General features: G+C 64.7%; 12 protein-coding genes. 2 read left to right on the forward strand and 10 right to left on the reverse strand.

Annotation, left to right across the window (positions count from 1 at the left end; translation table 11 throughout):
• The 10 genes from RT123_RS13770 to hemE all read right to left on the reverse strand — a co-directional run.
• Positions 1–528 (reverse strand): ParB/RepB/Spo0J family partition protein (locus RT123_RS13770; protein WP_313009705.1); only part of this gene is annotated, 528 nt, incomplete at its 3' end.
• Positions 529–552: 24 nt separating this feature from the next.
• Entirely contained in the window at positions 553–1,371 is an 819-nt protein-coding gene (locus RT123_RS13775) for a ParA family protein (RefSeq protein ID WP_039246649.1), read from the reverse strand.
• Complete coding sequence (gene rsmG, locus RT123_RS13780; RefSeq protein ID WP_313009706.1) at positions 1,352–1,984, reverse strand: 16S rRNA (guanine(527)-N(7))-methyltransferase RsmG; 633 nt, start codon at positions 1,982–1,984, stop codon at positions 1,352–1,354. Before rsmG ends, RT123_RS13775 begins: the two co-directional genes overlap by 20 nt.
• Positions 1,984–3,864: a tRNA uridine-5-carboxymethylaminomethyl(34) synthesis enzyme MnmG gene (mnmG, locus tag RT123_RS13785; RefSeq protein WP_313009707.1), complete on the reverse strand. Its 1,881-nt coding sequence runs from the start codon at positions 3,862–3,864 to the stop codon at positions 1,984–1,986. Before mnmG ends, rsmG begins: the two co-directional genes overlap by 1 nt.
• A gap of 102 nt (positions 3,865–3,966) precedes the next feature.
• Entirely contained in the window at positions 3,967–5,274 is a 1,308-nt protein-coding gene (gene mnmE, locus RT123_RS13790; protein WP_313009709.1) for a tRNA uridine-5-carboxymethylaminomethyl(34) synthesis GTPase MnmE, read from the reverse strand.
• 36 nt (positions 5,275–5,310) lie between these two features.
• Positions 5,311–5,535, reverse strand: a complete 225-nt coding sequence (locus RT123_RS13795) for a DUF6489 family protein (protein WP_313009712.1) — start codon at positions 5,533–5,535, stop codon at positions 5,311–5,313.
• An 81-nt stretch (positions 5,536–5,616) separates the two neighbouring features.
• On the reverse strand, positions 5,617–7,050 hold the full coding sequence (gene rho / locus RT123_RS13800) for a transcription termination factor Rho (protein WP_055755074.1): 1,434 nt from the start codon (positions 7,048–7,050) through the stop codon (positions 5,617–5,619).
• A gap of 207 nt (positions 7,051–7,257) precedes the next feature.
• Positions 7,258–7,725, reverse strand: a complete 468-nt coding sequence (locus tag RT123_RS13805) for a CopD family protein (protein WP_313009713.1) — start codon at positions 7,723–7,725, stop codon at positions 7,258–7,260.
• Positions 7,722–8,783, reverse strand: a complete 1,062-nt coding sequence (gene hemH / locus RT123_RS13810) for a ferrochelatase (RefSeq protein WP_313009714.1) — start codon at positions 8,781–8,783, stop codon at positions 7,722–7,724. Before hemH ends, RT123_RS13805 begins: the two co-directional genes overlap by 4 nt.
• Positions 8,780–9,838, reverse strand: coding sequence for a uroporphyrinogen decarboxylase (hemE, locus tag RT123_RS13815; RefSeq protein ID WP_066627124.1), 1,059 nt, complete (start codon positions 9,836–9,838; stop codon positions 8,780–8,782). The genes hemH and hemE overlap by 4 nt, the downstream gene beginning before the upstream one ends.
• A 450-nt stretch (positions 9,839–10,288) precedes the next feature.
• Between hemE and RT123_RS13820 the strand changes: the two genes are divergently transcribed.
• Positions 10,289–11,158 carry a pyruvate, water dikinase regulatory protein gene (locus tag RT123_RS13820; RefSeq protein WP_055809600.1) on the forward strand — a complete coding sequence of 290 codons (870 nt, stop codon included), beginning with the start codon at positions 10,289–10,291 and terminating at the stop codon, positions 11,156–11,158.
• Positions 11,155–11,559 (forward strand): Maf family protein (locus tag RT123_RS13825; protein ID WP_313009716.1); only part of this gene is annotated, 405 nt, incomplete at its 3' end. The genes RT123_RS13820 and RT123_RS13825, both read left to right, overlap by 4 nt.

Raw genomic sequence — 11,559 nt, forward strand, 5'->3', positions numbered from 1 at the left:
AGGCAGTTGCAGCAGGCGCATGGTGTTGGCCACATGGCTGCGGCTCTTGCCGACCACGCCCGCCACCGCATCCTGCGTCCGCCCGAAGCGCTCCATCAGAACGCGGTACGCCTCGGCCTCTTCCAGAGGGTTCAGATCCGCGCGCTGGACGTTCTCGACGATCGCGACTTCGAACACCTCGACGTCGTCCATCTCGTGGACCACGATCGGCACCTCGGTCAGGCGCGCCGCCTGCGACGCGCGCCAGCGGCGTTCGCCGGCGATAATCTGCCAGACGCCCTCCTCACCCGGTTGGGTCCGCACCAAAATCGGCTGCAGAACCCCCTTGTCGCGGATCGACGCGGTCAGTTCCTCCAGATCTTCTTGGCGGAAGGTCTTGCGCGGCTGGTCCGGATTGGGCTTCAGGCTTTCGATCGGTACGCGTTGCACACCGGCGGGCACGGGCGCGTCGGATGCGACCGGCGCCTCGGCGTCCTGTCCCATCAACGCCGACAGGCCGCGGCCCAGACCTCTTTGTCGTTCAGCCAAGATACTGTTCCGTTCTATTAAAACTTAGGCGGCCAGCTTCAGGCGCTGGCGTTCGCGCTTCACCACTTCCTTGGCCAGCCGCAGATAGGCCTGGCTGCCCGCGCACTTCAGGTCATAGATCAGCGCCGGCTTGCCGAACGACGGCGCCTCGGCGACGCGCACGTTACGCGGGATCACGCTCTCATAGACCTTGTCGCCGAAGTGAGCGCGCACGTCGTTGGCCACCTGACCCGACAGGGCGCTACGACGATCGAACATCGTCAGGACCAGGCCCTGGATTTCCAGCGACGGGTTGAGGCTGTGCTTGACCATGTCGATGGTGCGCATCAGCTGGCTCAAACCTTCCAGGGCGAAGAACTCGCATTGCAGCGGCACCAACACTGCATCCGCCGCCGCCATCGCGTTCAGCGTCAGCAGGTTCAGCGACGGCGGGCAGTCGATAAGCACATAGTCATACGCGGTAGGGCCATCGTCGTGCGCGCGAAGAGCATCACGCAGCCGATAGGACCGGCGATCAGCCTGGCTCAGTTCGATCTCAACGCCCGACATGTCCGCGTCAGCCGGGACGATCCACAAACCCGGCACAGTTGTCTGCACCGAGGCATCCGCGATGGAGCGCTGGTCAACGACGACATCATAGATCGTGACACGCCGTGTTTCACGTGGAACACCCAGGCCCGTTGAGGCATTGCCCTGCGGGTCCATATCCACGATCAGCACGCGCTCACCGATGGCGGCCAGAGCGGTGCCGAGATTGATCGCCGTCGTCGTCTTGCCGACCCCGCCCTTCTGGTTTGAAACGGCGAGGACGCGGGCGGGCTTTCTAGCGCGTTGAGCGGGCACGGCGGAGGCTCCGGATTGTCACAATGCGGCCGCGCACGTCGCTTTGCGACGGGGCCAGTTCAGCCTCGAAATGCCAGGATTTGCGCGCTTCGATCAACTCGGATTCGGCACGTTCGCCCTTCAGGAACAGACCTTGTGCACCCCTTTGGAAGTAGGGCTGTGCATAACCCAGCAGTTTCTCCATCGGCGCGACGGCGCGGGCGGTGACGATGTCACACGTCACAGACTGCGCCTCAGCCCGGCCGACGATGACCGTCGCCGGCAAGGACAGCGCATCCACCACCTCTTGAAGAAACCGGCAGCGCTTGGCCAGGCTGTCGATCAGCCAGACATGCGCCCCTTCCCGCCCCTTCAGCATGATGGAAAGCACCAGTCCGGGAAAGCCGGCCCCTGCCCCCAGATCCGCCCAGGTCTTCGCATCCGGCGCGAGATCAAGCAGTTGCGCGCTGTCCCAGACATGGCGATTCCAGAAGTCCGGCAGACTGTCTGGACCGACCAGATTCATCACCGCATTGGCCTCGACCAACCGCAACCGAAAGGCCTCGAGGTCGGCGATCTGTTCCGCTGACGCGTTGGCGCGTGCACGGAACGCCTGTTGTTCAGCCTCCAACATTAAGCCGCGACCGAGGCCTTGGGCGCGCGCTTCACATAGGCCAAGAGCGCGGTCAAAGCGCCAGGCGTCATGCCCTCGATCCGACCGGCCTGGCCCAAGGTGCGCGGTTGGACGCGCGCCAGCTTTTCCTTCACCTCGTTCGACAGACCGCCAACGGCGCCGTAGTCGAGATCGGTCGGGAGCATCAGCCCCTCCTCCGCCTTCAGCGCATCCGCATCCTGCGACTGTCGATCCAGATAGTTGGCGTAGGCGGCGTCGATTTGAACCTGCTCGCGAACGTCGTCGGTCCAATCGGCGATGATCGGTACTGCTGAAACGAACCGATCCAAAGTCACATCGGGGAAGGCGAGCAGTTCGCGCATCGACCTTCGCCGACCGTCAGCATTGACAGAAATGCCAAGCGCGCCGGCTTCGTTAGGCGTGAAAAGTGTTTCACGTGAAACAGCGCTCGCTGCTGCAAGCGCGGAGGACTTGGATTCAAAACGAACACGTCGTTTTTCGCCGACAATGCCAAGCTCGATCGCAAGCGGCGTCAGCCGAAGGTCGGCGTTGTCGGCTCGCAGCGTCAGCCGATATTCCGCCCGGCTGGTGAACATCCGATACGGTTCGGTAACGCCGCGCGTCACCAGATCGTCGATCATCACGCCGATATAGGCCTGATCACGCCCCAGGATCACCAGCTCCTGCCCCGCCGCCGATCGCGCCGCGTTCAGCCCCGCCATCAGCCCCTGAGCCGCAGCCTCCTCATAGCCCGTGGTGCCGTTGATCTGTCCGGCCAAATACAGTCCGGGACGCTTCTTCACCTCGAGCGCCGCGGTCAGCTCGCGCGGATCGACGTAGTCGTATTCGATGGCGTAGCCGTAGCGGAAGACCTCAACTGCTTCCAAGCCCGGAATGGTACGCAAGAAAGCGAGCTGTGTCGGCTCCGATACCGAGGTCGAGATCCCATTCGGATACACCGTGGGATCGTCCAGGCCTTCCGGCTCAAGGAAAATCTGATGGCTCGTCTTGTCGGCGAACCGAACGACCTTGTCCTCGATCGACGGACAATACCGCGGCCCCCGGCCCGACAGTTTGCCGCCATAGACGGCGCTCTCGCCAAGATTCTCAGCGATGATCCGATGGGTCTCCTCCGTCGTGTGGGTCACGCCACAGGCGATCTGGGGTACGTCGATCCGGTCTGTCAGGAAGGAAAAGGCTGACGGCGCCTCGTCCGCCTGCTGCATTTCCAGACGGTCCCAGGCGATCGTCCGCCCGTCCAGACGTGCGGGCGTCCCTGTCTTCAGACGTCCCATCATCAGGCTGGCGGCATAAAGATCGGCGGCCAGACCCGTCGAGGCCTCCTCACCATGCCGGCCCGCTGGGATGCGCTCGTCGCCGCGATGGATGACCCCGTTCAGGAAGGTGCCGGTCGTCAGGACGACCGCCCCGCCACGAACCGTCTCTCCCGCGCCGGTCACGACGCCGACCACGCGTTCGCCTTCAAGGATAAGCCGTTCGGCCGTCCCTGCCATCAGGGTCAGGTTGGGCGTGACCTTCAGTTCGGCCTGCATGGCCTCGCGATAGAAGCGGCGGTCGATCTGGCTGCGCGGCCCCCGAACCGCGGCGCCCTTGGATCGATTCAGAAGGCGGAATTGGATGCCGGACAAATCGGCCAACCGTCCCATGACGCCGTCCATGGCGTCGATCTCGCGAACCAGATGGCCCTTCCCCAGCCCTCCGATGGCCGGGTTGCACGACATCTCGCCAATCGTCTCCAGCTTCTGCGTCAGCAGAACCGTGTTGGCGCCGGCTCGCGCAGAAGCCGCCGCCGCTTCACAGCCGGCATGGCCGCCGCCGATAACGACGACGTCGAACAAGAGATCACAGGGAGAATTCATCGCCGCCACATAAGCCAAAACGCGTGTGATCACCAGAGGTGGGCCAATCGGATCGAACCGAGAACCGGCTCTGTTTCACGTGCAATGCTGGTATGGCTAGACCTACTTTCCGATGCAAAAGGTCGAGAAGACTTCGCCCAAAATGTCCTCGACACCGATCGCACCTGTAACACGTGCCAGAGCGTCGGCAGCCCGTCTCAGATCATCGCCAGCCATTTCCGGCGCGACATCGAGCGCAACGCGCGCGGCATCGACGCGTTCCAGCGCCTCAAGCAAACGCAGCCGATGCCGTTCCTGGGTCACAGCTGGGAAGTCAGCGCCTGACAAATCTTGCGCAAGACGGGCAGCAATCCAGTCCCGAAGCTCGGCCAAGCCATCGCCAGTGGTGGTGCTGACCGCCAGAGTCTCATGGCCGCCGCGTGCTAAACTGACGCCAAGGTCGGACTTGGTCGCCACGATCAGATCGCCATCCTTGACGTAGGCCGCAGCCACCCCGTCAGGGTCACCAGGCGCGCGGACCCAGAGACGCAAGTCGGCGAGTTCGGCGCGCAACCGAGCCCGCCGTACGCCCTCGGCCTCGACCAAGTCATCGCTATCTCTTAAGCCGGCCGTATCCGACAAGGTCACGGCATAGCCGCCGATCACCAGATCCGCATCCAGCACATCGCGCGTGGTGCCGGCGATCGGCGTCACGATGGCCGCTTCGCGCGCAACCAGCGCATTGAACAGCGACGACTTGCCGGCGTTCGTCTCCCCGATCAGGACAATGCGATAGCCGTCCCTCACCCGTTCGCCACGTCGCCCCGTATCGATCGCACGTCGCAGGTCGGCGCCGAGTCGGTCTAGTACCGGCCCCGCCGTACGGGCCAGATTGTCCGGCACCTCTTCATCGGGGAAATCGATCTCGGCCTCGACCAAGGCCAAGGCGTGAAGAAGGTCACGACGGAACCCGGCATAGGTTTCGCTGAGCTTGCCGTCCAACTGCCCCAAGGCCTGTTTGGCCTGGGCGCTGGTTTCCGCATCGATCAGATCGGCGACCGCCTCGGCCTGCGCCAGATCCATGCGGCCGTTCTGAAATGCGCGGCGTGTGAACTCGCCGGGGTCGGCCGGGCGCAAACCCAATGAAATCAAGGCCCTGCTGGCGGCCTCGACAACGGCACGACCGCCGTGAAGATGCAGCTCGGCCGAGTCCTCTCCCGTGTAACTGTTGGGCGCCACAAAACGCAGGACGAGCGCCTGATCGATGTGATCGCCGGCATGGCTGAGATCGCGCACCGACGCCATGCGCGGCTTCAAGCGGGTTGCGCCCAGCGCCGTCAAGGCGGCCCCGACGCCGGGGCCCGACAAACGGAGAACCGCGATGGCGCCTCGGCCGGGCGGTGTCGCCAAGGCGAAGATGGTGTCGATCATCGACTCAGACCGAGCGGCTCCGAAGCGAGCGCGTGCTCACTTCACCGCCGCTTCCATCAGACGACGGAACTGGTCCTGAGCCTGCAGGCCGAAGCTGGTCCAGGTCTTCATCAGCTCCTCGGGCTGCATGGCGGTGACATTGGCCTCCATCCGCTTCTGCATCTCCGCGACCATGGCATCGTTCAGCGGCGTCACGTCCGGCAGACCGAGAAAGGCGCGCGCCTCCGCCGGTGTGCACTCGACTTCCACATTGACCTTCATCGCGCGGTCTCCTGTTTCACGTGAAACGCCATTCCTACTCTAAGCCACGCGCGCGGCGCGTGGCTGCTTGAGGATGACGGATCAGGTGTTCATCGACTGGAAGAAGTCCGAGTTGTTCTTCGACTGACGTAGTTTGTCGAGCAGGAACTCGATCGCATCCTGCGGCCCCATCGGGTTCAGGATGCGGCGCAGGACATAGGTCTTGGCCAACTGATCCTTCGGCGTGATCAGATCTTCCTTGCGAGTGCCGGACTTCAGCACGTCGATGGCCGGGAAGATGCGCTTGTCGGCGACCTTGCGGTCCAGCACGATTTCCGAGTTGCCGGTGCCCTTGAACTCTTCGAAGATCACCTCGTCCATTCGGCTGCCGGTGTCGATCAGGGCCGTGGCGATGATCGTCAGCGAACCGCCCTGCTCCACATTACGCGCGGCGCCGAAGAAGCGCTTGGGCCGTTGCAGGGCGTTGGCGTCCACACCGCCCGTCAGCACCTTGCCCGACGAGGGAACGGTGGCGTTGTAGGCCCGACCCAGACGCGTGATGGAGTCAAGCAGGATCACCACGTCCTTCTTGTGCTCGACCAGACGCTTGGCCTTTTCGATCACCATTTCGGCGACGGCGACGTGGCGGGTCGCGGGCTCGTCGAAGGTCGAGGCGACGACCTCGCCCTTCACGGTGCGCTGCATGTCCGTCACTTCTTCAGGGCGTTCGTCTATCAGCAGGACGATCAGGAAGACTTCCGGGTGGTTCCGCTCGATCGACTTGGCGATGTTCTGCAACATCACCGTCTTACCCACGCGCGGCGGCGCCACAATCAGGCAGCGTTGGCCCTTGCCCAAGGGCGCGACGATATCGATGACCCGACCCGAGCGATCCTTCAGCGTCGGATCCTGGATTTCCATGTGCAGTCGCTCTTCGGGATAGAGCGGCGTCAGGTTGTCGAACAGGACCTTCGTCTTGACCGCTTCGGGGTCTTCCAGATTGATCGTGTCGACCTTGAGCAGGGCGAAATAGCGTTCGCCTTCGCGCGGCGCCCGCACGGCCCCATGGACGGTGTCGCCCGAACGCAGGCCGAAGCGGCGGATCTGCGACGGCGAGACATAGACGTCGTCCGGCCCCGGCAGATAGTTGGCGTCCGAGCTGCGCAGGAAGCCGAACCCGTCCGGCAGGATTTCCAGCACGCCGTCCGCAATGATCTCGACTTCTTCGTCGGCGAGGGCCTTCAGGATGGCGAACAGCAAATCCTGTTTGCGCAGGTTCGAGGCGTTCTCGACCTCCAGCTGTTCAGCGAAGGCGACCAGGTCGGCCGGGGTCTTCTCGTTCAGCTCGGCGAGCGTGATGCGGCCGTTGGCGACGACGGGCTCGCCGTCCTCTTCGTCATCCGCCGTCGTGTCCACGCCAGAATCGGCGCCCGCCGCCTCGCCCGCTTCATGCGCAGCGCCGTGATGGGTGGGGGCTTCAACCTCCACGCCTTCGTTCTCGGGGGTGTCGGGATTGGTGTCGCGGACGTCGGTCATGATGCAGGCTCGCGGGCGCACACGGCCAGACGGCTGCGGCGCGGGTCTCTGAAAATGTCTGGCCGGTAGGCCGAAGGGAGGTGCGACGGGCTCCCGCTGGCTCCAAGGCCTGCAGGCGTCACGAAAGAGAGGGACCGCCGGCGCAGGACGCCGAACGGTTCGCCGCCAGCGGAACCACAGGCGGCGGGTCAGGTCAAGCGGAGCCGCTTACCGGAACGTCCACTCCGTCGTCACCGACAGCACCATGACGATGGCCAGGACGAACGGAACCTCATTCGTCATGCGCCAGAACTTGCCTGAATATTTCGACGTGCCGGCGGCGATCTTCTTTCTTTGGGCCGCCAGGAAGCCGTGCCAGCCGCTGAGCAGGACGACACCAGCCAGCTTGGCGACCATCCACGGCTCGCCCAGGAAGGCGGCGCCGCGCGCCGAGACGTCGATGTGGATGAGCCACAGACCGAAGACCCAGGCCAGGATCATCGCCGGGTTCAGGATGATGCGCAGCAGCCGCGTTTGCCACAGGCGCAACAGCGTCTGCATCTCGCTTTTCAGCGGTTCGGGCTTGGCGTTCTGTTCGGCGTCATAGGCGTAGAGCCGGGGCAGGAACAGAAGACCCGCCATCCAGGCGATCACCGCCAGAATGTGCAGCCCGCGTGCGAGATCATAGGGGTTCATGCCGCCTGCCTTCCCTTGCGATGCGGACAGGCCTTCCAGTCCGCCTTGCACCCCTGGCCGAACGGCGCGACGCCCTTGTGCGACAATGCGCTCACGGCTGCGTCGGCCAAGGCGTCAATGAAAAGCGGCTCGATCCCGACCGCCGGCGCCCGCAAATACGGACTGGCCCCTTTTTCATGGGCCAGTTCGCCGTATTCGATATCCAGCTCGACCAGGGTCTCGATATGCTCCGAGACGAAGGCGATGGGGGTGACGACCACGCCGACGCCGTCGCTGGCCGCATTCTCGATGGCCTCGGGCGTCGAGGGGCCCAACCATTTCATCGGCCCCACGCGGCTTTGGTAGCAGATGGCGTGGTCGATCGGCCCGCGCTGCGCCTCGATGGCGGCGACCACGGCGGCGACGGTCGTCTCGATCTGCTCCTGATAGGGATCGCCCTTGCCGTTCACCAGCTTCTCGGGGATGCCGTGGGCGGAGAACAGCACCCGCACCGGCTGACCCACCGCCTCGTCCAGCTTCTCGCCGATCGCCTTGGCCTGGGCCTCAACCCAACCTGTCGCGGCCGGATAGCAGCAGACGGCCCGGCTGACGCCCGGGCCGGCATAGGCGGCGTTCCAAGCCTTCAGCGAGGATTCCGTCGTCGTGGTCGAAAACTGCGGATAGAGCGGCAGCAGTATGACCTCGTCGGGTCCGAAGGCGGCGACCTCGGCCGCCGTCTCTTCGGTCAACGGGTGCCAGTAGCGCATGGCGATGAAGACCTTGACGTCATCGCCGCCCAGCCGCGCGCCAAGCACCGCCTCCAGCGCCTCGGCTTGGCGACGGGTTTCGGGCAGCAGCGGGGATCCCCCGCCCATCAGGGCGTAGTTGGCCTGGGCGCTGGTTTCGCGCCGGCTGGAGATTAGTTTGGCCAGAGGCGTGCGGAAGATCCCCGGAAGGCCGATGATGGCTGGGTCGTTGAACAGGTTGAACAGGAACGGCTTGACCGAAGCCTGAACGTCCGGCCCGCCCAGATTGAACAGCACCACCGCAATGCGGCGGCCGGGGTTCGCATCGCTCATTGGGCGCCGATCCGTCTCAGAACCTGTTCTACATGGTCGATCGGCACATCCGGCAGGATGCCGTGGCCCAGGTTGAACAGCCAGGGTCCCTGCCCCCAGGCCTCCATCAACTGATCGACGCGTCGATCCAGCAGATCGCCGCCGGCGCGCAGCAACAGCGGGTCGAGCGCCCCCTGGATCGGCTTGATCTGCTGCACGCGTTTGCCGACCTCGAGCGGGCAGGCGGTGTCCAGGGCGACGGCGTCGACCTCGACCGCCTCGGCATACTGCTCTGCGAGCGCCGCAGAGCCCCGTGGGAAGCCGATGAGGGGTACGGTGACACCCAGCTCCCGCGTGCGCTTCACAAGCGCCTGGTGGGGCTTCAGGACCAATCTTTCAAACAGGTCGTCCGGTAGCCCCTCGGCCCAGCTCTCGAAGATCTTCAGAACCTGGGCGCCGGCGTCGGCCTGCATCTTCAAATACCGAGCCGTGGCCTCGACCAGAACCTCCAGCGTCTCGTCGACCCGTTCAGGATCGGCATAGGCATAAGTGCGTGCCTGGGCGCGTTCGCCCTTGCCGATGGTGCGCGCCTGGCCGTCCAGCATATAGGTCGCCACTGTCCAGGGCGCGCCTGCGAAGCCGATCAGGGCGCGTTCCGGCTCCAGGGCCGCGCGCACGATCGACAGGGTCTCACCCACCGCCGACAGATGCTCGCCCGCCGCCGGGGCGAGCTCGGCCATCCGACCCGGGATCGGCATTTCGCCCAGACGCGGCCCCTCCCCCGTCTCGAACCAGACGTCCTGGCCCAAGGCGCGCGGGATCAGCAGGATGTCGGCGAAGACGATTGCCGCATCGAAGCCGAACCGGCGCATGGGCTGAAGCGTCGCCTCGGCGGCCATTTCGGGGTTCAGACAGAAGGCGATGAAGTCGGGCGCCTCGGCCCTCAGCTTGCGATATTCCGGCAGATACCGACCGGCCTGGCGCATGAACCACACCGGCGGACGCTCCAACGTCTCCCCGCGGAGAGCCCGGAGCACCAAGGGTGTCGGATCGGCATTCTGGGTCTGATCGGTCATCCCGGAGGATTAAGGTCACAGCCCCCCGCTCTCAATCCCTAATCAGATTAAGAATTAAAAGATTCGAAGTGGCAGGTAGGGCGGTGGAATGGCGGGGACGACTCGATCGGAGGCGGCGGAACAAAAGCGGATATCCACGCCTGGCGTGTCGTTAACGGGGATGTCGAAACGGCTGATCCCGCCGGTGGACAATCCCTAACGAAACCTTAACGGGCAAGGGTTTGCGGGGACTTGCGGCTGTGAACGCGGTTAAGCGCCGTTAACCTTTCATTAGGATTTTCCACAGCGGTTGGAAATTCGGTTTTCCGCCTTGGGATGATCCGGCGGCGGACGACCGATGCGATCCACCATCATCCCCGCTCGCGGGCGGATCGATCAGCGGCTAAGAAAAACGGCGCCCCGACGGTCCAACGCCGTCCCCCAACTTTCAACAGGGAGACAGACAGTCTCATGAGCCCTGCGAGACCCTCGGGACCGGCCCGTCTGGCCACCTATTTCCACGTTCACCTGGTGTCAGACTCCACCGGCGAGACCTTGAACGCCATGGCCAAGGCGGTGACCGCGCGCTTCGATGGCGTCATTCCGATCGAGCACATCTATTCCCTGGTGCGATCGGCAAAGCAGATGGAACGGGTGCTGCAGGAGGTGGAGTCCGCGCCGGGCGTCGTTCTCCACACCCTGGTCGACCGCGATCTGCGCGAACAGCTGGAAGAGGGCTGCCGTCGCCTGGACATGCCCCAGATCGGCGCGCTGGATCCGCTGGTCGGGGCCATGTCGCGCTATCTCGGCGCGGCCCTGTCCACCCGCGTCGGCGCCCAACACGCGCTGGACCACGACTATTTCAACCGGATCGCGGCGCTGGACTTCGCCATGGCCTACGACGACGGCCAAGGCTCTCTGGATCAGCTGGAGGGCGCCGACGTCGTTCTGTGCGGGGTCAGCCGGACATCCAAGACCCCCACCTGCATCTATCTGGCCCACCGGGGCATCAGGGCGGCCAACGTGCCCCTGGTGCCGGGTCAGGAGGACGGCGAGCGGCTGACCAAGCTGAAGAACCCCTTGGTGATCGGCCTGACCGTGTCGCCGGATCGACTGGTTCAAATCCGGCGCAACCGCATCGACAATCTGAACGCCAGCCAATCGTCGAACTACACCGATCAGGACGCCGTGCGCGACGAGACGATCAAAGCGCGCCGGGCCTTCGAGCGGCGCGGCTGGCCCACCATCGACGTGACCCGCCGCTCGGTGGAGGAGACGGCGGCGGCGATCACCAATCTGCTGAGCGAACATCGCAACCACAAGATCGGGACGACGTGGTGAAATCCGAAGCTCTCATTCTGGCATCCAAGAGCTCGGCCCGCCGTGCCATGCTGGAAAACGCCGGCGTCGCCTTTGAGGTGCGCGTCGCCGCTGTGGACGAGGACGCCATCAAGGCCGTTTCGACCGACCTGGACGCCGCCGCCCTCGCCGTTCGTCTCGCGGAAGCCAAGGCCCTGGCCGTCTCGCGCGACGACGAAACCGCCTGGGTGCTGGGCTCGGATCAGACCCTGGCCTTTGACGGCGGCCTGGTCTCCAAGGCCAGCTCTCTGGACGCGGCGCGCGAGCGGCTGAAAGCCATGCGCGGCAAGTCGCACCAGCTGCATTCCGGCGCAGCGCTGGCGACCAAGGGCCAGATTGTCTGGTCCGGCGTCGATATGGTTCAGATGCGGATGCGCGATTTC

The organism is Brevundimonas vesicularis (assembly GCF_032067225.1).
In the GTDB taxonomy this organism is placed as follows: domain Bacteria; phylum Pseudomonadota; class Alphaproteobacteria; order Caulobacterales; family Caulobacteraceae; genus Brevundimonas; species Brevundimonas vesicularis_F.

Bases quoted from the DNA above. Each gene is read 5' to 3' on its own strand.
- RT123_RS13795 (WP_313009712.1), bottom strand. From the start codon at position 5,535: ATGAAGGTCAATGTGGAAGTCGAGTGCACACCGGCGGAGGCGCGCGCC.
- hemH (WP_313009714.1), bottom strand. From the start codon at position 8,783: ATGAGCGATGCGAACCCCGGCCGCCGCATTGCGGTGGTGCTGTTCAAT.
- rho (WP_055755074.1), bottom strand. From the start codon at position 7,050: ATGACCGACGTCCGCGACACCAATCCCGACACCCCCGAGAACGAAGGC.
- rsmG (WP_313009706.1), bottom strand. From the start codon at position 1,984: ATGTTGGAGGCTGAACAACAGGCGTTCCGTGCACGCGCCAACGCGTCA.
- RT123_RS13805 (WP_313009713.1), bottom strand. From the start codon at position 7,725: ATGAACCCCTATGATCTCGCACGCGGGCTGCACATTCTGGCGGTGATC.
- mnmE (WP_313009709.1), bottom strand. From the start codon at position 5,274: ATGATCGACACCATCTTCGCCTTGGCGACACCGCCCGGCCGAGGCGCC.
- hemE (WP_066627124.1), bottom strand. From the start codon at position 9,838: ATGACCGATCAGACCCAGAATGCCGATCCGACACCCTTGGTGCTCCGG.
- mnmG (WP_313009707.1), bottom strand. From the start codon at position 3,864: ATGAATTCTCCCTGTGATCTCTTGTTCGACGTCGTCGTTATCGGCGGC.
- RT123_RS13820 (WP_055809600.1), top strand. From the start codon at position 10,289: ATGAGCCCTGCGAGACCCTCGGGACCGGCCCGTCTGGCCACCTATTTC.